We start from the raw sequence: 22,183 nt of genomic DNA on the forward strand, positions 1-22,183 counted from the left end.
CCATGGCAGACGACAGGCCACCGCCCGTTACCGATGGCGCCCTGGGCGCGCCCCAGGAACCGCGCTGGACACTGGCACTCGTCTGCTTGCCGGCGCTGGCGACCATCCTGCTCACCGGCTTGCTGACGGGCGCCTGGCTACCCTGCGTCGTGGCCCTGGGCGGCGCCTACACGGTCGGCTTCGGTGCCTACAAGAGCTTTGCCGCCGAACCCCTGGCACCCATGCTGGTGGCGGTCCTGGGCATGGCCTTTTCCGCGGCGGTCGGCTCCCTGCTCGGCCACTATCCACCGGCCTTGGTCCTGGCCGGGGCACTCTGGGCGGCCTGCTGCGCCTGGCTATTCGCGGTCGGTAACGGGCCCTGGTGGATCACCCAGCAATGGACCGTGGCCTTGCTGGTGGCCGGCGGTTTTCCCGGTGATATGCACCAGGCCCTGCTGCGCAGCGGACTGGTGCTCGCGGGCGGCCTCTGGCAAGTACTGCTCTTCGCCCTGCTGCAGAAGGCCCTCTACCGTTCCCAATGGCGCCTGCGCACCGGCTCGCTCAAGGCCCACCTGCACGAGGTGGTGCTGCTGTTCGAAGACAAATTCCGCCTCGGGCGCTACGGCTTCTACGCCGCCGCCGTGGTCGCCCTCTGCCAGGCATTGACCGATCTGCTCGACTACGGTCACGGCTACTGGGCGCCGATGACCGCGCTGCTGGTGCTGAAACCGCGGTTCAGCGACACCTGGCGGCGCGCCCTGGGCCGACTCGGCGGTACCCTGGCGGGTTGCCTGCTGGCCAGCGCCTTGGTCTGGCTCGACAACACAGCCAGCGTATTGGCCAGCGGTTGTCTGCTCAGCGCGCTCGGTGCCTATCTGCTGCAGGACGGTCGCTACTCGCTGCAAACGATCTTCATCACCGCCACCACGGTCCTCATGGTCGCGCTGGCAGGGGCACCCGAAACCAGCATCGCCCTCGAACGCTTCGGCAGCACCCTGCTCGGTGGCGGCGTGGCCCTGGCGTTCCTCGCCCTCGAAGCGGGCATCGAGCGGCTCCTACCCGGCCTTCACCGGCGACGGCTGCGCCAGCAGAACGCCAATAACCCCAGCAAGGCACCCAAGTAGCTGCCATCGTGCATCCAGGCCGCCAGCAGAAAACCCCGGACGTCCTGAACGCAGGCGGGCACGCGCTGAGCGTGGCCGAATTCCAATGCCAGCCAGCCGAGTAACAGGCCAACGACCGCCAGGCTCATAGCGCCCAGCAATACGGCTGCCGCACCCCGCCAGAGCAGATTGCCCAGGCCACTTCTATTGCGCACCCACCCCAGCAGTGCCAGCCCCAGCGGCAAGCCCGCCGCAGCCCCAGCCAACAGCCCCACCTGGGCCGCCCGCCAGCGCGGCGCGATCTCTTCGTCGAGCAGGCCGAATTGCGCAAACTTCAGGCAGGTGAAGTATTCCGGGCCAAGGGCATAACTCAGTTGATCGTGCAGGGCACCATAGAGCGCGGCCACAGCCACCAGGACAGCCAGGCGCAGCGCCTGGCCACCCCACGCTTGCCCGGTCAATCGACCAACTCCTTGTAGAAACTGTGCAGACCAGTACCCAGCGGCCGCGGCAGGTAGCCGCAGTGTCGATAGCCGCAGCGCTTGTAGAAGCCAGCCGCCTGGGCCGTGCGCAGGTAGGCCACCGTGGCGCCCAGGGCGCGGGCCTCGGCTTCCGCCCGTTGCAACAGCCGCTGGCCCAGCCCGCAGCCGCGATGGGTTTCGGCGACCCAGAGCACCTCGATTTCCAGCCCCTGCCAGAACACCTTGCCCAGCAGTCCGGCGATTACCCCCGTCGTATCGCTGATCACCAGGCGCACGGGTACGTCGGCCGATTCGTCCGCCAGCCCTGGATGCTGGGCGCTCACGAAGGCCGCGAAGCCCTGTTCCACCGCATCCGCCTGCACCGGCGTCGCTACGAGGATGTCGTACGCCATATCTGGTTTGCCACCTGCGCTCACTGTCATCCTGACCTGCTCCCGTTTCCTTTGCACACAGCACTGCTCCACGATTGCTACCGCTCGGGTTCAGCCTCTGCGGTCAGCGGAATCCTCTGCTACCTTTTTGCCCATTGATGATGCGACTGCGCCTTTTTCGACCCAAACCAGTGCATTCGTCTGCACCATGCAGGAAAGCCGCGCCCTTCCAGTGCATAATGCGCGCCGCTTCGTGACGGCGGCTGCTACCGGATGTAACTAACGCGGCAAACGCGTACAGATTTGGGACGATCTTCGCCGACTGGTAAGCTTATTGCTCCCGCGAGGGCACGGGTGTCGTAATGGCGCCATGATTTCATCCACATTCGCATTAGGATCCGACATGAAAAAAAGCTGGCTGACTCTCTCTGCGCTCGCCCTGTGCCTGGCCGCCGGTTCGGCGATGGCCAAGGAATGGAAAGAGATCCGTTTCGGTGTGGATACCACCTACCCGCCCTTCGAGTCCCAGGCGGCCGATGGCAGCTTCGTCGGCTTCGACATCGAGCTGGGCAACGCCATCTGCGAAAAGCTCAAGGTCCAGTGCAAGTGGATAGTGAGTGACTTCGACGGCCTGATTCCCGGCCTGCGCGCGCGCAAGTTCGACGGCATCCTGTCCTCCCTGACCAAGACCCCGGCCCGTGCCGAGCAGATCGATTTCTCCGACCTGATGTGGTCGGGCCCCTCCTCCATGGTCACCAAGGAAGGCTCCAACCTGCAGGCCACCGCGGAAAGCCTGAAGGGCAAGACCGTTGGCGTCCAGCAGGGCACCATCCAGGAAACCTTCGCCAAGCAGAAGCTGGCGCCCAACGGCGTCAACGTCAAGAGCTACCAGAACCAGGATCAGGTCTACGCCGACCTGGTATCGGGTCGTATCGACGTCGCCATGCAGGACATGCTGCAGGCGCAGGACGGCTTCATGAAGTCGCCCGAAGCCAAGGGCTTCGTCAACACCCCGATCCACGACGATCTGCTGCCGGCTGATACCGCCATCGGCATCCGCAAGGGCAATGACGAGTTCAAGACCTTCGTCAACAAGGGCATCGCGGCCATCCACGCCGACGGCACCTACGACAAGATCCAGAAGAAGTACTTCGGCGACCTGAACCTCTACGATCCCAAGTAAAGCTCGCTCGGCCAACGCCTCCGGTGCCGCCGGGGGCGTTTTACATATGACCGCCGGCAACCCCGGCGGCCAAGGTCCAACCAGGCGATTCCCTCTCGACGCATGCAGCAGAATTCCTTCGACTCCTTCTTGCAGTCCATCGGACTGGGCACGCTCAGCCTGCATGGCTACGGCCCGCTGATCCTGGAAGGCACCCTGACGACCCTTCAACTCGCCGGCTTCGCCCTGGTGGTAGCGGTCATCCTCGGTCTGCTCGGCGCCTCCGCCAAGCTGTCGCGCCTGGCGCCGCTGCGCTTCATCGCGCAGAGCTACACCACCCTCATTCGCGGCGTACCGGACCTGGTCCTGATGCTGCTGATCTTCTACAGCCTGCAGAACTGGCTGGGCGCCCTGACCGACTACCTGGGCTGGGACTACATCGACATCGATCCCATGGCCGCCGGTATCGCCACCCTCGGCTTCATCTACGGTGCCTACTTCACCGAAACCTTCCGGGGCGCCATCCTCGCCGTGCCGCGCGGCCAGGGCGAGGCTGCGCTGGCCTACGGCCTGACCCGCTGGCAGACCTTCACCCTGATCACCTTTCCGCAGATGATGAGATTCGCCCTGCCCGGCATCGGCAACAACTGGCAGGTGCTGCTCAAGGCCACCGCGCTGGTCTCCATCATCGGCCTGGCCGATCTGGTGCGCGCGGCCCAGGAAGCCGGCAAGGGCACCTTCAAGCTGTTCTATTTCCTGATCGTCGCCGGCGTCATCTATCTGCTCATCACCGCCCTCACCAACGCCATCCTCGGCGCCCTGGAACGGCGCTATCACGTCGGCGTGCGGGAGGCCAAGCGATGATCGAACTCCTGCAGCAATACTGGAAACCCCTGCTGTGGACCGATGGCTACCACATCACCGGCCTGGCCATGACCCTCTGGCTGCTGGTGGCCTCGGTGGCGATCGGCTTCATCGTCTCGGTCCCGCTGTCGGTGGCCCGGGTCTCCGAACGGCGTTGGTTGCGCTGGCCGATCGGTTTCTATACCTACGTCTTTCGCGGTACGCCGCTCTATCTGCAGTTGCTGATCTGCTACACCGGCATCTACAGCCTGAGCGTCGTGCGCGACCAGCCGCTGCTGGGCAGCTTCTTCCGTGACGGCCTGAACTGCACCATCCTGGCCTTCGCCTTGAATACCTGCGCCTACACCACCGAGATCTTCGCCGGGGCCATCCGCAATACCCCCCACGGCGAGGTGGAAGCGGCCAAGGCCTACGGGTTGGACGGCTGGCGCCTGTACGTGCATGTCATCCTGCCGTCGGCCCTGCGCCGTTCGCTGCCCTTTTACAGCAACGAAGTGATCATGATGCTGCACTCCACCACCCTGGCGTTCACCGCCACGGTACCGGACCTGCTCAAGATCGCCCGCGACGCCAATACCGCGACCTTCCTGACCTTCCAGTCGTTCGGCCTGGCCGCCTTGCTGTACCTGACGGTGTCCTTCATCCTCATCGGCCTGTTCCGCCTCGCGGAGCGCCGCTGGCTGGCCTTCCTCGGCCCGACCCACTGATACAAGCGGCCGCGCCCGGCGCGGCTCCGGAGTAGTGATGCGCCATCTCACCCATGCGCTGGTCGCCCCCGTCCCGGGCACCGAGCGCTGCATCCACAGCTTCCACTTCGGCCCTGCCGAAAGTGGTCGCAAGGTCTACATCCAGGCCTCGCTGCACGCCGACGAATTACCCGGCATGCTCACCGCCTGGCACCTCAAGCAACGCCTCAAGGCCCTGGAGGCCGCCGGCGAGTTGCTGGCGGAGGTGGTCCTGGTGCCGGTGGCCAACCCCATCGGCCAGGACCAGCAGGTGGCCGACGTGCACCTGGGTCGCTACGAGCTGGAGACCGGGCAGAATTTCAACCGGCGCTTTCGCGACATGACCGCCCAGGTGGAAGCGGCCATCGCCGAGCGTCTCGGTGACGACGTGGCCGCCAACCAGGCGCTGGTGCGCGAAGCCTTCCGCAACGCCCTGGCCGCGGAAACCGCCACCAGCCAGCTCGACAGCCAGCGCCTGACCCTGCAGCGCCTGGCCTGCGATGCCGAGGTGGTGCTCGATCTGCACTGCGATTTCGATGCCGTGGCGCACCTCTACACCACCCCGGAAGCCTGGCCCCAGGTGGAGCCCCTGGCGCGCTACTTCGGCTCGGAGGCCAGCCTGCTCGCTACCGACTCGGGCGGCCAGTCCTTCGACGAATGCTTCACCCTGCTCTGGTGGAATCTCAACCAGCGCTTCGGCGAACGCCTGCCGATGGGCAGCCTGTCGGTCACCCTGGAGCTCCGCGGTCAGTTGGACGTCCGTGACGAACTGGCCAGCGCGGATGCCGCGGCCCTCCTCGAGTACCTGCGCCACCAGGGCTACCTGGCCGGCACGGCGGCGCCCTTGCCGCCGCTGCGCCAGCCCGCGACGCCACTGGCGGCCGTGGAGCCGGTGGCGACCCGCCAGGGCGGCGTGCTGGTGCTCAAGGCCCAGGTGGGCGAGCGGATCGAGGTCGGCCAGGTGCTGGCGCTCGTCATCGACCCCATCAGCGATCAGGTGGAAGAGGTCCGTAGCGCGGTCGCCGGTATCCTCTACGCGCGCTCCAATCGCCGCATGGCCACGGCCGGCATGGTGATCGCCCACGTGGCGGGCACCGAGGCCTACCGTAGCGGCTACCTGCTCTCGCCGTGATCCCTACCCCTTTTCAGCTGTGGAATCCCTATCCATGTACAAACTGACCGTCGAAGGCCTGCACAAGCGTTACGGCGACCACGAAGTGCTCAAGGGCGTCTCGCTCAAGGCCAAGACCGGTGATGTGGTCAGCCTGATCGGCGCCAGCGGCTCGGGCAAGAGCACCTTCCTGCGCTGCATCAACTTCCTCGAACAGCCCAACGAAGTGACCATGACCCTGGATGGCGAGACCATCCGCATGGCCGCCGATCGCGGTGCGGTGCGCGTCGCCGACGCGGCCCAGTTGCAGAACCTGCGTACCCGCCTGGCCATGGTCTTCCAGCACTTCAACCTCTGGAGCCATCTGAGCGTGCTGGACAACATCACCCTGGCGCCGCGCAAGGCCCTGGGCGTGAGCAAGGCGGAAGCCGAAGACCGCGCGCGCAAGTATCTGGACAAGGTCGGCCTGCCGGCGCGCGTCGCCGAACAATACCCGGCGTTTCTTTCTGGCGGTCAGCAGCAACGAGTCGCCATCGCCCGCGCGCTGGCGATGGAGCCGGAGATCATGTTGTTCGATGAACCCACCTCGGCGCTCGACCCGGAACTGGTCGGCGAGGTACTCAAGGTGATCCGCGCCCTGGCCGAAGAAGGCCGTACCATGCTGATGGTGACCCACGAAATGGCCTTCGCACGGGAAGTATCGACCCAGGTGCTGTTCCTGCACCAGGGCGTGGTGGAAGAGGAAGGTCCGCCGAGCCAGGTACTGCAAAGTCCGCGTAGCGAACGGCTGCGTCAGTTCCTCAGTGGCAATCTGAAATAGTCAGAGGTGCCTCATCTAAGCAAAAAAACCGCAGAGCCTAAGGCCCTGCGGTTCGCGGTGCCAGGGCAGCCGCTTAGCGACGTTGCTCGCGACGACGCTGGGCCGCCAATCGCTCGCGCTCGCGGCTGGGAACCGGGATAGCCTTCACCAGACCGAATCGGGCGAGCAGGTCCAACACCAGGGCTTGTATACGGTCGTTCATGAAACCTCCTCGAGCCAGCGCTCAATCCGGGACAGCTGCGACAGGGCGTGCCAGACGCCCCTCTCACTACAATATTGAGTCTTTTCGGTCCGATTCAATCCACTACCCTGCGGTTGTTCGTCGCGACAGCCCTGCCCTTTGTCAATAAATATGTCCTTGTGCCCCGCACACTGGCGTTCATCACCGGTAGCAGTAACGGCGGCACAGCGCTTTTGTTGTCTAAACCCATATCAAAATTCGCCAGAGGCTTTAGAACTCCGAGTTCAATCCCTGGTCAAGAACCTGACGAATGGTAAAAAAAGGACGTTATCGTTCGTTATCATCGAGGTTCAATAACGGGTTAGCCGCTGTTTTTCATCCTATAACAACGATGTCATCAGGGTGTTCGCACTCGGATGTATTCCCTGCTTGTTGTTATCTCCCTATCTCATTGGTCTTTGTCGCTCTATCGGCACGGCAGGAGTGCTTTCATGAACAGATCGTTACCTTTTCTCGTCGTGCTCGGGATGCTGAGCAGCCCAGTGATGGCTGCCAACTGGGGCATGCAGCGCGAGGTAGGGGATTTCGATCTGAAGATGGGCACGGCGCCCTCGCGCAGCATGGCCCAAGGCCTGGTGGCTCCCACCTCGGCCGGTATGGGCGGTGGTTTCGACCTAAGCCATGACAGCGGTCTGTATTTCGGCCAATGGACGACCAATAACGCCTCGTCCGCCGATACCCCCGTGCTGGAGATGGACACCTATGCCGGCTACAAGCATAGGGTCGCGCCCGGTTATGGCTACGAATTCGGCGTGATCAACTACAGCAACCTGATCCAGAACGTCGACTCCAGCCGCGAGCTGTATTCCGGCATGACGGTGTTCGGCAAACGCCTGGGCGCCGCCTTCGCCAATGACCCCGGTCGGCACAACGCCTCGCTCTACGCTGACCTGGGTACCCTCCCCCTGCTGAATACCGGCCTGTCCCTCAAGTACACCAACTATGAGCTAGACACCCCGGCGACCCTCGACCACGGCGGCCTGGTACGCAGCTTCAACGACTGGTCGGTGAACCTGAGCCGCAGATGGGTGCACACTCTGTTCAACCTCTCCTACAGCAGCACCAGCCTGAAAGGCGCCGACTGCTCGGTGTATTCGGGGCACAACACCTATTGCGACAACGCCCTGATGCTCAAGGCTTCGCATCCGTTCTTCTAGCGCTCGCAGCCTCATCCCCGATGGGTTCGGTATCCTGGTCCACACTGTCGCTCCACCCAGGAATTTCGCAGGCTCCTCCCTCGCGTACCCAGAGCGCGCAAAGGCAACTGGCAGTCTGGCCTGCTGCTGCGCTACGCGCTTATCCAAATGTAGAACGCCGACTGATTCTCTTCGTCCCACTAGGTCAGTAACGTGCTGAAAGCTTAGTCTTGAAGGCGGTTTTTCCCGTGTTCCTACCAGCCCCTTGGAGCACCAGCGCGCCATCATCCAGTCAAGACCAGCGTCCTAGAGCGGTCTAGCCCTGCAAAGGACTTGTCGAACCAAATTTCATTGGTGATCCTAGGTTTCGACAGCGGCTGAGCTGAACCTGCAGGCTGCAAGCTGCTAAAGCCAGTTTTTACCGACAAGGAGCGCCAGTATGTTGCTTGCTGACCAACCTCATCCCCTGCTCGATCTGCTGTCCACCGACATCAGCGAACGTGAATTGCGGCAATCCTTGCGGGTTGTACGCCAGTATCTCGGGATGGACGTGGCCTTTCTTGCACGCTTCCAGCAGACGGATCGGGTATTGGAGCACGTGGACAGCCCTGCGGACTGCCCGATCCAAGAAGGTGTGATCATTCCCTTGAACGAGGGCTATTGCCAGAAAGTGGTTAAAGGCGAGTTGCCACAGTTGATCCCGGATACCTCGCGGATACCGGCGACCCAACAGATACCGGCGACAGCTTCGATTCCCATTGGCTCGCACATGAGCGTACCTATCCAGCTGGATGGCAATGTCTACGGCACCCTGTGCTGCTTCGGCTTCCAGCCCAATGCCGACCTGGGCGAACGTGATCTCCAAATGCTGCGCGCCTTTGCCGAGATCCTGGCGTTGCGTCTGCATGAGGTAGAGAGCAATAGACGCGCTCGCCAAACCATGATCGACGAGATCGATGCAGCCCTGGCACAGGATGCGCCACGCATCGTCTTCCAGCCGGTTTTCCAGCTACCCGATTTGCAACTATATGGCTTCGAATGCCTATCGCGCTTCGAGGTGGAGCCACGGCGCTCGCCGGATAAGTGGTTTGATCAAGCAGCCCAGGCCGGGATAGGGGTGAGGCTGGAAGAGCACGTTCTGCGCAAGAGCCTGGCCTACCAGCGAGATTTCGCCACCCCCTCTGTACTCAACGTCAACGCCTCGCCGGAGCTGGTTACCTCGACTCACCTGGAATCACTACTCCATAACGTGCAGGATCTGTCGCGGATCACCCTGGAAATCACCGAGCACGCCATCATCAAGGACTATGCGACCCTGGCCAGGGCTCTCGAACCCTGGCGCCGTCAGGGTATGCGACTGGCGGTGGACGATGCCGGTGCTGGCTACTCCAGCATGAAGCACATCCTGCAGCTGGAACCTGACATCATCAAACTCGACATGAGCCTGACCCGCTGCATCCACAAGGACCGCCGTCGTCGCGCCCTGGCCAAAGGTCTGGTCGGCTTCGCCCATGAAATCGGCTGCCAAGTCGTGGCCGAGGGCGTGGAAACGACGGAGGAGCTCGCCACCTTGCGCGATCTACAGGTGGATTACGCCCAGGGTTATCTGCTGGGCAAACCCCTAGCCCTGGCCGAGGCTCTGCAGCTCACCACCGAGACGCTCACCCACTAATCAGGCATGGCGGCTTTGCCAGGGCGCAAGTCCATAGCGGGTAGCCAGAGTCCCTGGCTGCTTGTCGCGCTTGCTCGAGGCCGCTCCCGCCCCAGCTGCAGCAGCGCCTGCCGTGCCCGGGCCTGGTCGTCGGGCGACAACTCCACCAGCCATTTGAACGCCGTGCCGATTCGGGCGGCGATGGGTACGCCATCGCGATAGAGGAGTCGATTACCCAAGACGGCCGGCACCTTGGCACCCGGCAGCAAGGTGCCGACGAGATTGAGCGGGTCCAGCGCCGAGACGCTGACCCAGGTATCGTCCGCTGGACGCTGGCGCCACTCCCGCAGCGGGGCGATGGCTGCAGGATCGGCGAATTGCTCGCCGGAAAGCCCGGCGATGAAGCGCCCTCCGCGGATCTCGCCGCGGGCCTCCAGGCGGTGGCAGGCGCGCAGGAGATCACGCCAGGGCGGCAACACCTCGCTCTCGCGCTGCAGCAGTTGCCAGCAGAGCACGCCATAGCGGCGCAAGAGCACCCACACCAGCCGTTCCAGCAGAGCCTCCGGCAAGCGCGCTTCCTCCAGGGTGTCGGCTGGGCGCAGGGCAGCCCAGCGACCGGCATCGTCCATGCCGCCATAGAGCGGAATGCGGCCACGCCGCAGACCGGTCCGGCTGCCACGCTTGGCCGCCGGCAACAGCAGGGCGCGCAGGCCGGCGAAGCTGTCGGCATTGACCGCGCCCGCACCGACCAACTCACCCAGGGCCAGCTCCAGCTCGCTACGCAGCAGGCGCGCCTCCCCGAGGAGTTCATCGAAGAAGGAGGCACCCCGACGGGTCAGTACCTCCAGCACCCGTTGCGCCTTGGGTGACAGCGTCTCGCCCTCGGGCGGAGTGGTCAGGCTGTTCCAGTCGGCCAGATGCCGCCGCGGCAACAGGACGATGGGTGAGCTCTTGACCGGTCCGCCGCCATGGCGGCCCGGCAGCGGCAAGCGCAACCAGACCACCCGCCCGGCCCGACAGAGGTCGTCGAGACCGGTGAACAGGTAGCCCGGCAGGCGACTCGGCAGGATCTCGCCTTCCCAACCGGCGGCGGCGACCTCGAAGCCTTCCAGCAGGCCGACGACCTGCTCCAGGCCCTCTCCTCCCCTCAGGGTCGCCGGCCCAGCCAGGTGATGGTGCTCCAACAGGAACCTCAGGTAATCGGCCAGCGCCACCGGCTCGATGGCCTTGCGCAGGCGGCCCAGGGTGTAGCGATGGATCCGTACCAGCAGATGGCGCTCGCACCATTCGAGCTCCGGGTGCTCGGGGGTGAAATGCCCCTGCAGTACATAGCCTTCGCCTTGTAACGCCAGCAGCGCCGGGGTGAGGCGCTCCGGCGGCAGGCCGAGGCTCGCCGCCAGTTCTGCCTGGGCTATCGGTCCCAGGGCGGTCAGGCGCGCGCGCAACACCTCGACCAGTGCCGCCTCGTCATCCGCAGGCGCGACGAAACCGGGCGGCGCCTCTAGCGCTGGTTCTATGGGAGCCTCAGGAAACAAGCGCTGGAACAGCGGCAGGCGCTCCGTGGCGATCCACAGGGTCGTCTCCGGCAGCCGCAGTCGCCCGGCCCGCCCGGCCTTGGTCAACTGCCTGGCCTGGGCCGGGTGGGACGCCATTTCCACCTCGGTGAGAAAGCCCACGCCCAGCAGGGCTTCATGCAGCTCATCGGCCGTCTCCAGCCGCGGCCAGGCTTCCTCCCGGACCAGGGCGATGGCCGCCGGATCCAGGGCGCCGAGTTCGTCGGGATCGGCACCGCCGAAGCGCCGATTCTGTACCGCCAGAGTACGGCGCTCCTCGACCGGGGCATCGTCCAGGTAGGCGTAGGGCTTGGCCGTGAGCACCTCGGCGGCCAGCGGCGAGGGACCCGGCAGGTCGCGGGTCAGCAAGGTCAGCCGGCCCTGGCTGATGCGCTCCAGCAGCGCCAGCCAACCCCTGCTGTCGAGGGATTCGTGCAGGCAGTCATCCAGGGTCTGGCGCACCAGGGGATGCTCCGGCACCTGGCGCTCGCCGGTGAGGTTTTCCAGGCAGGCCACCTGATCGGGAAAGACCGTGGCCAGGAGGTCTTCGCTGCGCATGCGCTGCACCTGGGTCGCCACCTTGCGCCCGGCGCTGAAGCGCGGCAGGGCCAGGGCCGTGGTGGCGTTCCAGCGCCAGCGCACGGCGAACAGCGGAGCGTCGAGCAGCGCCTGGATCAGCACGGTCTCGGCGGTGGCCGGATGCAGATAGCGCCAGACCTCGTCGAGCACGAAGCTGTGGCTGGTGACCAGCGACAGGATCAGGGCGTTCTCGGTCGCCGCCGCCTGCAGCTCGACATTGAACGTGCGGCAGAATCTCTTGCGCAGGGTCAGGCCCCAGGCGCGATTGATGCGGCTGCCGAAGGGCGCATGAATGATCAGCTGCATGCCGCCGGCCTGATCGAAGAAGCGCTCCATCACCAGGGTCTGCTGGGTGGGCAAGGCGCCCAGCGCCTGGCGCGCCCGACCGAGATAGTCCACCAGCTGGCGCGCCGCGTCCTCGGCCAGCGCATAGGCCGCGCCGATGCGGGCGATGGCCGGTTCCGGCGGCTCGTCGGCGCCGGGCAACAGGGGTTCGAGTTCCGCGCGCAGGCGCGCCAGACCCGCCGACAGCTCATCGCTGCGCCCCGGCGCCTCGCCGTGCCAGAAGGGAATGTTGGGCGGCTGGCCCTTGGCATCCTCCACCCGCACCTTGCTGCCTTCGATCTTGACGATGCGGTAGGCGGTGTTGCCCAGTTGGAAGACATCGCCCACCAGGCTTTCGAAGGCGAAATCCTCGTTGACGCTACCGACGGTATGGCCCTGGGGTTCCAGCAGCACGCTGAAATCGCCGCTTTCCGGGATGGTGCCGCCGCTCATCACGGCGGTCGCCTTGCCGCCGCGGCGGCCGCGCAGGAGTCCGTTGACCGCGTCCCGATGGACATAGGCGGCGCGCGGACCACGGCGATCCGTATAGCCCTGGCTGAGCATCTCCACCACGGCCCGGTAGTCGGCCTCGCTCAGTGCGGCATAGGGTTCGGCCTGGCGCAGTACGGCCAGCAGGCCGGCTTCCGACCACTCCTGGCAGGCGACCTCGGCCACCAGTTGCTGAGCCAGGACGTCCAGCGGCGCCACGGGGATGTGCAGGGTATCCAACTCACCGCGGCGCACGCAGTCGAGCAGCGCCACGCACTCCACCAGATCGTCGCGCGAGGTGGGAAACAGCCGTCCCTTGGGCAGCCCGCCGACCTGGTGATTGGCGCGGCCAACCCGTTGCAGAAAGGCGGCGATGGAACCCGGCGAGCCGATCTGGCAGACCAGGTCGACCTCGCCGATGTCGATGCCCAGCTCCAGGGAGGCAGTCGCCAGCAGCAGGCGCAATTCGCCGCGCTTGAGGCGCTGCTCGGCGTCCAGTCGCTGCTCCCTGGCCAGGCTGCCGTGGTGGGCGGCCACCTGGGCATTGCCGAGGCGATCCGAGAGCTGTCGGGCCATGCGCTCGGCCAGCCGGCGGGTGTTGACGAACACCAGGGTGGTGCGGTGCGCCTCGGCCAGTTCGGCGAGGCGATCGTAGACCAGCTCCCAGGCCTGGGTGGACAGGATCGCCTCCAACGGGATGGGCGGGACTTCCAGGGCCAGGTCGCGGGCGCGCTGGTGGCCGATGTCGACCACCGTACAGGGGCGCGGCTGCCCGAGGGCGTCGCGCCCGACCAGGAAGGCGGCGACCGCCGCCAGCGGCTTCTGGGTCGCGGACAGGCCGATGCGTTGCAGGGGGCGCCCCGTCAGGGCCTCCAGCCGCGCCAGGCTCAGGGTCAGGTGACTACCGCGTTTGCCATCGGCGATGGCATGGATCTCGTCGACGATGACGCCCCTTACGCGCGCCAGCATCTGCCGGCCGGAATCCGAGCCGAGCAGCACATAGAGGGATTCGGGCGTGGTGACCAGCAGGTGCGGCGGTCGCCGCCGCATGGCGGCGCGTTCCTTTTGCGGGGTGTCGCCGGTACGCACCGCGGTCCGCAGCTGCAGCGGCGGCAGGCCACGGGCTGCCAGCGCCGCGCCGATACCGGCCAACGGCTCTTCGAGGTTGAGGCGGATGTCGTTGGACAGCGCCTTGAGCGGCGACACATAGAGCCAGAGGCAGGCCTCGGGCAGGCCGCCGTCGCGCAACGCCTCCTGCACCAGGCCGTCGAGCACGGCGAAAAAGGCGGTCAGCGTCTTGCCCGACCCGGTGGGCGCGGCCACCAACACCGATTCACCGGCGCGAATGGCCGGCCAGGCCTGGCGCTGAGCCTCAGTCGGCGCGGGAAAGCGCCCCTTGAACCAGCTAAGGGGCGCGTCGTGAAAATCCGCCAGGACAGCGGCAGCAGGCGAGATCGAGGTCATGCGGCCAATATGGGAGCGGACCGCAGCGGCCACAACCCAGACCGACCAGTGGCGCCTCAGGCGATGCGGTTGCGCAATTCACCACCGCTCAACATGGCGTCGATATTGGCCAGCATCACCTGCTGCTGGGCGGTCTGGGCCGAGGCGGCATTGGCGGCCACATGGGGGCTGAGCACCAGGTTGGCCTGGCTGCGCAGCCGCTCGGGCACCTCGGGTTCCCGGGCGAAGACATCCAGTCCGGCACCGGCGATCACACCCGCCTCCAGGGCAGCGGCCAATGCCTCTTCGTCGACCACGCTGCCGCGGGAAATGTTGATCAGGTGCCCCTCCTCGCCCAGCGCAGCCAGGACCTCGGCATTCACCGCGCCCACGGTCTCGGCGCTGGCCCGCACCGCCACCACCAGCACATCGCTCCAGCGCGCCAGCTCCAGCAGGCTGCCGTGATAGGCGTAGTCCACCTCGGTACGGGGCAAGCGATTGAAATAGCCGATCTCCATGTCGAAGGCCTCGCCGCGCCGGGCGATACGTCGGCCGATTTCGCCCAGGCCATAGATACCCAGTCGCCGTCCGGCCAGGCCCGGCACCTGGGGCATGCGTTCGACGGCGTTACCCTGCCAGCGGCCGCTACGGACGAAGGCATCGCCCTGCAATAGACGGCGGGCGCTGGCCAGGATCAGACCGAAGGCGAATTCGGCCACGGCCGTGGCATTGGCATCACCGGCGGTGGTCACCGCGATGCCCCGCTCGCGACAGGCCGCCAGGTCCACGCCTTCGTAACCGGTGCCGTAGCAGGCCACCAGGCGCAGGGCCGGCAAGGCGTCGAGCAGTGCGGCGCGAGTCGGCAGGCCGCCGATGGTCAGGAGTGCAACGGCCGCTTCGGCACCCTCCGGGAGGGCGGCGGGATCGGCGGAGGGAAGAGGCCCCAGTAATTGATAGTGGGCTTCGAGCTGGGTGACCAATCCCTGCGGCAATTGCGGAGCCATCAGCAACGTCTGTTTCATTTTGAAATACTTTCCCTGACCGAAAATCCAAGCGTCGCCAGTGAGGGCACGATCGTCAACCGTTCTCTTTAGACCGCCGCTTTCGCCTAGCCTAGCCATCGCTGAAGAACCACGCCAAGCCTTTGATAGGTCAGGTTTTTCCTGCAACTTGCCAGCACTGCTCCAGTCCGATCGAGATCCGTCAACGACACCGGGACCTTCGGATGAGCAGAGTTCTCCGCCGCGCAGGTAGCGCCTCCTGTCTTGCCCTTTTCGCCAGCAGCCTGCCGCTGACGGCAACGGCCCTGGAATTCGATGGCTATGGTCGCGTAGGCGTCGGCGGTTCCGCCGACGGTGGCAAGCAAAGCTGCTTCCAGCTACCTGGCGCGCCGGCCAAGTACCGGCTCGGTAACGAATGCGAGACCTACTGGGAACTGGAACTGCACCAGACGCTGTACAAGGGCGCGGATGGCACCGAGCTCAAGGTGCATGGCATGGCCAGCCTCTACAACGTCTATGACCAGACGCCCACCTTCAGCGGCGACAACGGCAACGTGCGCCTGCCGCAGCTCTGGACCAGCCTCAAGTTGCCCGCCCTGAACGGCGGCGGTCTCTGGGCCGGACGGCGCTACTACAAACGTCATGACATCCATATCAACGACTTCTACTACTGGAACCCGAGCGGCACCGGCTTCGGCGTGGAGGACTATGGCCTGGGCGACAGCGGCCTGCGCCTGAGCTACGCCTTCAGCCGCGAGGACAACATCGACCAGCCGGACAAGGCCAATCGCCATGATCTCAACCTGGGCGGCATCAAGACCAATCCCGGTGGCGAGATCGAGCTGGGCCTGTCCTACATCCAGCGCGCCGGGCAGGTACAGGGTGCCCACAGCGGCTGGTCGGCCACCGCCGAGCACAAGCAGAGCGCCTTCTTCGGTGGGGTCAACGTCTTCACCGTGCAATACGGCCGTGGGCCGGGCACCGGTCTGGGTGCGACCGGCAGCCTCACCGCCGATCAGGATTACCAAAGCCTGCGCATCCTCGAATCGCCGCGCTGGCAGATCACGCCGCGCTTCGGTGGCCAGTTGCTGGCGCTCTATCAGCGCGACCGGGCGCCCGGCGATGCCGGCCAGACCTGGTATTCCTTCGGCGTGCGGCCCAGCTATGCCTTCACCCGCCTCTTCAAGCTGCAGGTGGAATTCGGCCATGACCAGATCCATCCCGACAGCGGCGCCACCCGTACCCTGAACAAAGTCACCGTGGCCCCGACCCTGGCCCTGGGCGGCATGGGCCTGATGGACCGCCCGGAGATCCGCCTCTACTGGACCTACGCCAGCTGGAACCGTGGCGCCCAGGAAGCGGCGGTGGCCGGCACCGCTCTCTCCGATACCGGCGCCTTCGGCGATGCCCGCCATGGCAACAATTTCGGGGTACAGCTGGAAACCTGGTGGTAGAGGGCGGGCCCAAGCGAGACCACCCGTCATAACTCGTCGAACTTTGCTTATGCCGCCCGGTCGGTTTCCTGACCACAGGAAGACCGACCCGGAGCCCGCCATGAATCTTTTCGCCCGCGAACTGCCCGCCGCGAGCGTTACCGCCGCTACTCCGCTGGAACGCTATCGGCAGGTGCGCCGGGCCAGCGAAGCGCTCTGCGCGCCGCTCACCGTCGAGGATTACGTCGTCCAGAGCATGGCCGACGTCAGCCCACCGAAATGGCACCTGGCCCACGTGACCTGGTTCTTCGAGGCCTTCATCCTCAAGCCCTTCCTCAAGGGCTACCAGACGCCCAATCCGGCCTACGACTACCTGTTCAACTCCTATTACGAGACCCACGGCAAGCCCTTTCCCCGGGCGGCCCGCGGGCACCTGTCACGTCCGGGCGTCGAGGACGTCTATCACTTCCGCGCTGCGGTCGATGAGGCCATGGCCGAGCTGCTGACCTCGCCGCCCGCCGAACATGCCGCCGAGATCGAGCGGCGCCTGGAACTGGGGCTGCACCACGAGCAGCAGCACCAGGAACTGTTGCTGATGGACATCAAGCACATCCTGGCGCAGAACCCACTGTATCCGGTCTATCGCGCCGATCTGGCCAAAGCCAGCGCGAACCAGGTGGCGCCCCTGGGCTGGGAAAGCCATCCCGGCGGCGTACGCCATGTCGGTCACGCGGGCGAGGGCTTCGCCTTCGATTGCGAGACGCCGGTCCATCGCCAGTTCGTCGACGACTTTCAATTGGCCGACCGCCTCGTCACCAACGCCGAATACCTCGCCTTCATCGAGGACAATGGCTACGGCCGCAGCGATCTCTGGCTGTCCGATGGCGCCGCGGCCATCCGCAGCCTGGGCTGGCAGGCACCGCTGTACTGGCAGAAGCTGGATGGCGTCTGGCATCACTTCACCCTCGGCGGGATGACGCCCATTGACCTGGCGGCACCGGTCTGCCACCTGAGCTTCTACGAGGCCGATGCCTATGCCAGCTGGGCCGGTGCCCGTCTGCCCACCGAAGCGGAATGGGAAACCGTGGCGGCGCGCCAACCGATCGCGGGCAATTTCGTCGACCAGGATCACCTGCAACCGGTCGCAAGCACAGGCGGTGGCATGCACCAGCTGTTCGGCGATGTCTGGGAGTGGACCGGCAGCGCCTTCCGTCCCTACCCCGGCTTCAAGCCGCTGCCGGGCAGCCTGGGCGAGTACAACGGCAAGTTCATGTCCGGCCAGATGGTCCTGCGCGGTGGCTGTTGCGCCACCCCGCAGAACCATGTGCGCGCCACCTACCGCAACTTCTTCTACCCCACCATGCGCTGGCAGTTCGCCGGTCTGCGCCTGGCCCGCGAGGTCTGACCCATGGCCCTAGCCGTACGCTTCTTCGATCAGCAACCGGCGCAGATCGCCGACAGCTCACTGCGCGACGACGTGCTGCGGGGCTTCGCCCAGACGCCCAAGGCGCTCTCACCCAAGTATTTCTACGATCAGCGCGGCTCCGAGCTATTCGAAGCCATCACCCGGCAGCCGGAGTACTATCCCACCCGTACCGAAGAGGCCATCCTCGCCACGGCAGCGGGTGAAATCGCCCAGTTGGCGGGGCGCGATGCCGCTCTGGTCGAACTGGGCAGCGGCGCCAGCCGCAAGGTCAGGCTGCTGCTCGAAGCCATGCGACCGGTGGGCTACCTGGGGATCGACATCTCCCGGGAATTCCTGCTCAGCAGCACCCAGCGCCTGGCCGCCGACTATCCCTGGCTGGACGTGAGCGCCGCCTGCGCCGACTTCAGTCGCCCCATGGCCCTCCCGGACAGTCTCGACGGCCTGCGCCCTATCGCCTTCTTTCCCGGTTCGAGTATCGGTAACTTCACCCCGGAAGAAGCAGGCGTCTTCCTGCGTAACCTCCATGCCATGCTCCCCGCCACCGGTGGCCTGCTGATCGGCGTCGATCTGATCAAGGACCAGGCGCGCCTGGATGCGGCCTACAACGACGCTGCGGGGGTCACCGCGGAATTCAACCTGAATCTGCTGCGGCGCATCCGCCGCGAGCTGGATACCGATCTGGACCCGTCCCGCTTCCGCCACCTGGCCTTCTTCGACCCCATCGCCTCGCGCATCGAGATGCATCTGGTCAGCGTGCGAGATCAGACCGTGCGTCTGGAGGGACAGCGCTTCACCTTCCGCGAGGGTGAGCGGCTGCATACCGAAAATTCCTACAAATACAGCCTGGACGGCTTCCACGCCCTGGCCGAAGACGCTGGTTTCAGACAGGTTCGCGTCTGGACCGATAGCGCCAAGCTCTTCGCCGTCTTCTACTTCGCCGCCTGACATACGCAAGAAACCTGAGCCACTGTGATGGGTTGGGCGAGGGAACTCTCGACCCGATCACGCTCTAAGTAGCAATCTGCTATTACTGCGTATCGGAACGACGCCCATGGAGCCTGCGCCACTCACTGCAGCCAACGAACGCCAGCGTCTTGCGCTGCTGCGTGACCTTGCCCTGATCGATCGTCCCTCGGACCGCGTCTTCCAGGATCTCACCGCGCTGTGCGCCCAGTTGTTCGACGTGCCCTTCGCCATGGTCTGCTTTCTCGATGACCAGCAGGTGCACTGCCGAGCCACCGTGGGCTGTGGTCCCATGGCGATGCCGCGTAGCGAATCCTTTTGCCAGTACCTGCAGGATCGCAACCTGCCGCTGCAGGTCGAGGATGCCCGCAATGACGAGCGCTTCGCGCGACTGCCGATGGTGAAGGGGGCTCCCGGCATCCGTTTCTACGTAGGCGCGCCACTGCGCACGGCCGAAGGCCTGATGCTGGGCAGTCTGACCCTGTTCGACATAGGTCCACGCGCCGTGCTGTCGCCTGATCGCGTGGTGGTGCTTCAGCAACTGGCCAACCTGGCCGTGCAGCATATCGAGCAGCTGCGCAGTGGCGCCTATTGGGATCCGGTCACCCAATCGCCCAACGCCGAGCGTTTCAGCCAGGATGCCGAAGCCCTGGCCCGCGCAGGCAGCCGGGTGGTCGCCGTGGCGGCCGATCTGTTCGCCCAGGGTTATCTGAACGACTTCATCAAGGCCATGGGCCAGGCGCATTTCGATGGTCTGCAACGGGCCATCAAGCAGCATCTGCGCCGCCTGCTGCCACCTGGGCAACCGCTGTATCGCCTGGGTCCGGCCCGTTTCGGCTTCCTGCTCAACGACGTCGACGAAGGACGCCAGCGCGATCTGCTCGAACGGGTCCAACAGGAGTTGACCGGCGTCCTCGACTACAACGGCATTCCCATTCAGACCCGCCTGGGCCTGGGCGTGCTGTCGCTCACCGATGACCGCCCGACCGACTGGCTGCGGGCGCTGATCGCCACCGCCGACGATGCCCGTGCCGAGATGAGTGGCTGTCGCCACTTCGATCCGCAGCACGACGCGGCCTATCGGCGAGCCTTCGCCCTGCTCAGCGCCCTGCCCCAGGCGCTACGGGCTACCCATCAGCTGAGCCTGGTCTACCAGCCGCGCATCGATCTGGCCACTGGGCGCTGCCACAGCGTCGAGGCGCTGCTGCGCTGGCAGCATCCGCACCTGGGCCCCATCAGCCCGGCGGAATTCATTCCCCTGGCAGAGAAGACCGCACTGATCACCGCCTTGAGCAGCTGGGTGATGCGCAACGCCATCGCCCAGGCCTACGCCTGGCAGTGCGAGGGCCGCATCCTGGGCATGGCGATCAATATCTCGGCCCATGATCTCAACGATCCGGACTTCGCCGAGCAGACCACCGAGCTGTTACAGCGCTATCCAGTGAGTGCCCGGCGCCTGGAGCTGGAGGTCACGGAAAACGCCCTGCTGGGTGACGCCCCGCTGATCCATCGCCAGTTGGCCATGCTGCGCGAACTGGGCGTCGGCATTGCCATCGACGACTTCGGCACCGGTTACAACAACCTGTCGCACCTGCGGGAGTTGCCGGCCGACACCATCAAGATCGACCGCAGCTTCGTCCGCGACCTGCCCCATCGCGACAAGGATCGGCTGATCGTCAGCTCGCTGATCGAACTCTCCCATCACCTGGGCTTTCGTATCACCGCCGAAGGCATCGAAACAGCCGAAGCCATGGCGAGCCTGCTGGCCATGGGCTGCGACGAAGGCCAGGGCTACTGGATCGGCAAGCCCATGGCCGAGCCGGAATTGCAGGCCTGGCTACTGGTGCAGCAACCGGATCTGCAGCGCCCGAACCGGCGCGCCCCGGTGTTCCAGCTATTCGACGGCGCGGCCAAGCGCTAATCCTGGCCGGCGCCCCGTGCCCCGCTTGTTTACCGCGGGGACGGTCTCACCTCAGGCTCATTCCGTCGTGCGCTTGCGCGGCGGCGCGAAGCCGTCGGCCGAGGTCGGCACCAGGGCACCGGGGCGGCGCTCCGGCTTGGCTTTCGCCTTGGCCTTGCCGTCCTTCTTGCCGTCGGTTTTTTTCTTCTTGGTGCCGGCCGCCTTGCCCGAGGCCTTGAGCTTCTTCGGGCCACTGTAGCTGGCCTTGAGCCCCGGCAGCTGACGACGCTCGAATCTCAGCTTGAGATAGCGCTCGATGCTGGACATCAGATTCCAGTCGCCATGGGTGACGAAGGAAATCGCCAGGCCCGCCTCCCCCGCTCGCCCGGTGCGGCCGATGCGGTGGACGTATTCGTCGCCACTGCGCGGCAGATCGTAGTTGATGACCAGGTCCAGGCCTTCGACATCCAGGCCGCGGGCGGCCACGTCGGTGGCGATCAGCACCTTGACCGCACCACTCTGCAGCCGCTCCACGGCCAGCTTGCGGTCCTTGGTGTCCTTGTCGCCGTGCAAGACGAAGACCTTGAGGCCTTCGGCCACCAAGCGGCCGGTCAGGCGGTCGGCCTGCACCTTGGTGTTGGTGAAGACGATGGCCTTGCGATAGGTCTCGTTGGCCAGCAGCCACTGCAGCAGGCGCTCCTTGTGCGGCGGCTCGTCGGCCAGGATCACCTGCTGCACCACGGCCTCGTTGAGTTCGCCGGTGCGGTCCAGCATGAGGTTCTGCGGCTCGCGCAGGACCTGTTCGACCACCTGACGCAGGCTGTTGCCGCCGCTGGTAGCGGAGAACAGCAGGGTCTGGCGGCCTTCGCGTTCGCAGCTGGCGGCGATCTGCAGTACGTCCTCGGAGAAACCCATGTCGAGCATGCGGTCGGCTTCGTCCAGCACCAGCATCTCGATGTCCTTGAGATCCACGTTGCCGGCATTGCGCTGCTCCAGCAGGCGACCGGGGGTGGCCACCAGGATCTCGGGATTCTTGCGCAGGCCGGCGGCTTGGACGCGGAAGTCCTCGCCGCCGATCACCAGACCGGCCTTGAGGAAGGTGAACTGGCCAAAGCGCTCGATTTCCTTGGCGGTCTGCTGGGCCAGCTCACGGGTCGGCAGCAGGATCAGGGCCCGGGCGCCGGACCTGGGCTTGGGGTCCTTGAGCAGACGATCCAGCAGCGGCAGCAGGAAGGCCGCGGTCTTGCCGCTGCCGGTGCGAGCGGTGACGCGCAGGTCGTGGCCTTCCAGGGCCGGGCCCACGGCAGCGGCCTGGACCGGAGTGGGCGTCTTGAAGCCCAGGGTGTCGAGGGCCTTGAGCAGGCGCTCGTGCAGAGCGAGTTCGGTAAACACGGATAGACCTCGGAAAAGAAAGGCGGCCGCCGCGG

General features: G+C 65.6%; 18 protein-coding genes. 12 read left to right on the plus strand and 6 right to left on the minus strand.

The genetic code is table 11. The features are described from left to right. The first annotated feature begins 2 nt into the window (after positions 1–2). Positions 3–1,103 carry an FUSC family protein gene (locus CCZ28_RS06740; protein ID WP_140217029.1) on the plus strand — a complete coding sequence of 367 codons (1,101 nt, stop codon included), beginning with the start codon at positions 3–5 and terminating at the stop codon, positions 1,101–1,103. Here CCZ28_RS06740 and CCZ28_RS06745 read toward each other — a convergent pair. Both CCZ28_RS06745 and CCZ28_RS06750 read right to left on the minus strand, forming a co-directional pair. Further along, the gene (locus tag CCZ28_RS06745; protein WP_140217032.1) at positions 1,046–1,543 is read right to left on the minus strand and encodes a hypothetical protein; all 498 of its coding nucleotides are present in this window, start codon (positions 1,541–1,543) and stop codon (positions 1,046–1,048) included. The genes CCZ28_RS06740 and CCZ28_RS06745 overlap by 58 nt on opposite strands. Continuing rightward, complete coding sequence (locus tag CCZ28_RS06750) at positions 1,540–1,956, minus strand: GNAT family N-acetyltransferase (RefSeq protein ID WP_167509219.1); 417 nt, start codon at positions 1,954–1,956, stop codon at positions 1,540–1,542. Before CCZ28_RS06750 ends, CCZ28_RS06745 begins: the two co-directional genes overlap by 4 nt. A 382-nt stretch (positions 1,957–2,338) precedes the next feature. Here CCZ28_RS06750 and CCZ28_RS06755 point away from each other — a divergent pair, with 382 nt between their 5' ends. The 5 genes from CCZ28_RS06755 (at position 2,339) to CCZ28_RS06775 (ending at position 6,617) form a co-directional block, all read left to right on the plus strand. Further along, a complete protein-coding gene (locus CCZ28_RS06755; RefSeq protein ID WP_140217036.1) occupies positions 2,339–3,118 on the plus strand; it encodes a transporter substrate-binding domain-containing protein in 780 nt (259 codons plus the stop codon). Between the two features lie 102 nt (positions 3,119–3,220). Beyond that, a complete protein-coding gene (locus CCZ28_RS06760) occupies positions 3,221–3,961 on the plus strand; it encodes an ABC transporter permease (protein WP_140217038.1) in 741 nt (246 codons plus the stop codon). Beyond that, the gene (locus tag CCZ28_RS06765; protein ID WP_058764095.1) at positions 3,958–4,668 is read left to right on the plus strand and encodes an ABC transporter permease; all 711 of its coding nucleotides are present in this window, start codon (positions 3,958–3,960) and stop codon (positions 4,666–4,668) included. The genes CCZ28_RS06760 and CCZ28_RS06765 overlap by 4 nt, the downstream gene beginning before the upstream one ends. A gap of 37 nt (positions 4,669–4,705) precedes the next feature. Then, the gene (locus CCZ28_RS06770) at positions 4,706–5,818 is read left to right on the plus strand and encodes a succinylglutamate desuccinylase/aspartoacylase family protein (RefSeq protein WP_140217039.1); all 1,113 of its coding nucleotides are present in this window, start codon (positions 4,706–4,708) and stop codon (positions 5,816–5,818) included. A 34-nt stretch (positions 5,819–5,852) separates the two neighbouring features. Further along, positions 5,853–6,617, plus strand: coding sequence for an ABC transporter ATP-binding protein (locus tag CCZ28_RS06775; RefSeq protein ID WP_140217041.1), 765 nt, complete (start codon positions 5,853–5,855; stop codon positions 6,615–6,617). Between the two features lie 73 nt (positions 6,618–6,690). Here the strand turns inward: CCZ28_RS06775 and CCZ28_RS24825 are convergent, their stop codons facing one another. Further along, positions 6,691–6,819, minus strand: a complete 129-nt coding sequence (locus CCZ28_RS24825) for a hypothetical protein (protein ID WP_257787172.1) — start codon at positions 6,817–6,819, stop codon at positions 6,691–6,693. Positions 6,820–7,289: 470 nt separating this feature from the next. Here CCZ28_RS24825 and CCZ28_RS06780 point away from each other — a divergent pair, with 470 nt between their 5' ends. Beyond that, positions 7,290–8,015 (plus strand): TorF family putative porin, encoded by a 726-nt coding sequence (locus CCZ28_RS06780; RefSeq protein ID WP_140217043.1) that lies wholly within the window; start codon positions 7,290–7,292, stop codon positions 8,013–8,015. Positions 8,016–8,433: 418 nt separating this feature from the next. After that, positions 8,434–9,666 carry a sensor domain-containing phosphodiesterase gene (locus CCZ28_RS06785; RefSeq protein ID WP_140217045.1) on the plus strand — a complete coding sequence of 411 codons (1,233 nt, stop codon included), beginning with the start codon at positions 8,434–8,436 and terminating at the stop codon, positions 9,664–9,666. Here the strand turns inward: CCZ28_RS06785 and CCZ28_RS06790 are convergent. Together CCZ28_RS06790 and CCZ28_RS06795 are read right to left on the minus strand one after the other, a co-directional pair. Then, on the minus strand, positions 9,663–14,054 hold the full coding sequence (locus CCZ28_RS06790) for a DEAD/DEAH box helicase (RefSeq protein WP_240795243.1): 4,392 nt from the start codon (positions 14,052–14,054) through the stop codon (positions 9,663–9,665). The two genes, CCZ28_RS06785 and CCZ28_RS06790, sit on opposite strands and share 4 nt — an antisense overlap. Positions 14,055–14,110: 56 nt before the next feature. Then, a complete protein-coding gene (locus CCZ28_RS06795; RefSeq protein WP_140217047.1) occupies positions 14,111–15,055 on the minus strand; it encodes an NAD(P)-dependent oxidoreductase in 945 nt (314 codons plus the stop codon). A 203-nt stretch (positions 15,056–15,258) separates the two neighbouring features. Between CCZ28_RS06795 and CCZ28_RS06800 the strand changes: the two genes are divergently transcribed. From CCZ28_RS06800 to CCZ28_RS06815, 4 genes are all read left to right on the plus strand, one after another. Further along, a complete protein-coding gene (locus CCZ28_RS06800; RefSeq protein ID WP_140217049.1) occupies positions 15,259–16,488 on the plus strand; it encodes a maltoporin in 1,230 nt (409 codons plus the stop codon). A 100-nt stretch (positions 16,489–16,588) separates the two neighbouring features. Continuing rightward, positions 16,589–17,872 (plus strand): ergothioneine biosynthesis protein EgtB, encoded by a 1,284-nt coding sequence (egtB, locus tag CCZ28_RS06805; RefSeq protein ID WP_140217050.1) that lies wholly within the window; start codon positions 16,589–16,591, stop codon positions 17,870–17,872. 3 nt (positions 17,873–17,875) lie between these two features. Further along, positions 17,876–18,838, plus strand: coding sequence for an L-histidine N(alpha)-methyltransferase (egtD, locus tag CCZ28_RS06810; protein WP_140217052.1), 963 nt, complete (start codon positions 17,876–17,878; stop codon positions 18,836–18,838). 106 nt (positions 18,839–18,944) lie between these two features. Further along, positions 18,945–20,777 (plus strand): putative bifunctional diguanylate cyclase/phosphodiesterase, encoded by a 1,833-nt coding sequence (locus CCZ28_RS06815; protein ID WP_140217054.1) that lies wholly within the window; start codon positions 18,945–18,947, stop codon positions 20,775–20,777. A 57-nt stretch (positions 20,778–20,834) separates the two neighbouring features. On the opposite strand, the gene CCZ28_RS06820 is transcribed toward CCZ28_RS06815, so the two are convergent. Next, positions 20,835–22,148, minus strand: a complete 1,314-nt coding sequence (locus CCZ28_RS06820; RefSeq protein WP_140217056.1) for a DEAD/DEAH box helicase — start codon at positions 22,146–22,148, stop codon at positions 20,835–20,837. Positions 22,149–22,183 lie beyond the last annotated feature (35 nt).

Origin of the sequence: Pseudomonas oryzihabitans (genome assembly GCF_006384975.1) — a bacterium.
GTDB classification, from domain to species: Bacteria; Pseudomonadota; Gammaproteobacteria; order Pseudomonadales; family Pseudomonadaceae; genus Chryseomonas; species Chryseomonas psychrotolerans_B.

What these genes read in the sequence shown, in the direction of transcription:
- CCZ28_RS06790 (WP_240795243.1), bottom strand. Translation starts at nt 14,054, where the DNA reads ATGACCTCGATCTCGCCTGCTGCCGCTGTCCTGGCGGATTTTCACGAC.
- CCZ28_RS06755 (WP_140217036.1), top strand. Translation starts at nt 2,339, where the DNA reads ATGAAAAAAAGCTGGCTGACTCTCTCTGCGCTCGCCCTGTGCCTGGCC.
- CCZ28_RS06785 (WP_140217045.1), top strand. Translation starts at nt 8,434, where the DNA reads ATGTTGCTTGCTGACCAACCTCATCCCCTGCTCGATCTGCTGTCCACC.
- CCZ28_RS24825 (WP_257787172.1), bottom strand. Translation starts at nt 6,819, where the DNA reads ATGAACGACCGTATACAAGCCCTGGTGTTGGACCTGCTCGCCCGATTC.
- CCZ28_RS06750 (WP_167509219.1), bottom strand. Translation starts at nt 1,956, where the DNA reads ATGGCGTACGACATCCTCGTAGCGACGCCGGTGCAGGCGGATGCGGTG.
- CCZ28_RS06740 (WP_140217029.1), top strand. Translation starts at nt 3, where the DNA reads ATGGCAGACGACAGGCCACCGCCCGTTACCGATGGCGCCCTGGGCGCG.
- egtD (WP_140217052.1), top strand. Translation starts at nt 17,876, where the DNA reads ATGGCCCTAGCCGTACGCTTCTTCGATCAGCAACCGGCGCAGATCGCC.
- CCZ28_RS06765 (WP_058764095.1), top strand. Translation starts at nt 3,958, where the DNA reads ATGATCGAACTCCTGCAGCAATACTGGAAACCCCTGCTGTGGACCGAT.
- CCZ28_RS06780 (WP_140217043.1), top strand. Translation starts at nt 7,290, where the DNA reads ATGAACAGATCGTTACCTTTTCTCGTCGTGCTCGGGATGCTGAGCAGC.
- CCZ28_RS06775 (WP_140217041.1), top strand. Translation starts at nt 5,853, where the DNA reads ATGTACAAACTGACCGTCGAAGGCCTGCACAAGCGTTACGGCGACCAC.
- CCZ28_RS06815 (WP_140217054.1), top strand. Translation starts at nt 18,945, where the DNA reads ATGGAGCCTGCGCCACTCACTGCAGCCAACGAACGCCAGCGTCTTGCG.
- CCZ28_RS06795 (WP_140217047.1), bottom strand. Translation starts at nt 15,055, where the DNA reads ATGAAACAGACGTTGCTGATGGCTCCGCAATTGCCGCAGGGATTGGTC.
- CCZ28_RS06800 (WP_140217049.1), top strand. Translation starts at nt 15,259, where the DNA reads ATGAGCAGAGTTCTCCGCCGCGCAGGTAGCGCCTCCTGTCTTGCCCTT.
- CCZ28_RS06770 (WP_140217039.1), top strand. Translation starts at nt 4,706, where the DNA reads ATGCGCCATCTCACCCATGCGCTGGTCGCCCCCGTCCCGGGCACCGAG.
- egtB (WP_140217050.1), top strand. Translation starts at nt 16,589, where the DNA reads ATGAATCTTTTCGCCCGCGAACTGCCCGCCGCGAGCGTTACCGCCGCT.
- CCZ28_RS06760 (WP_140217038.1), top strand. Translation starts at nt 3,221, where the DNA reads ATGCAGCAGAATTCCTTCGACTCCTTCTTGCAGTCCATCGGACTGGGC.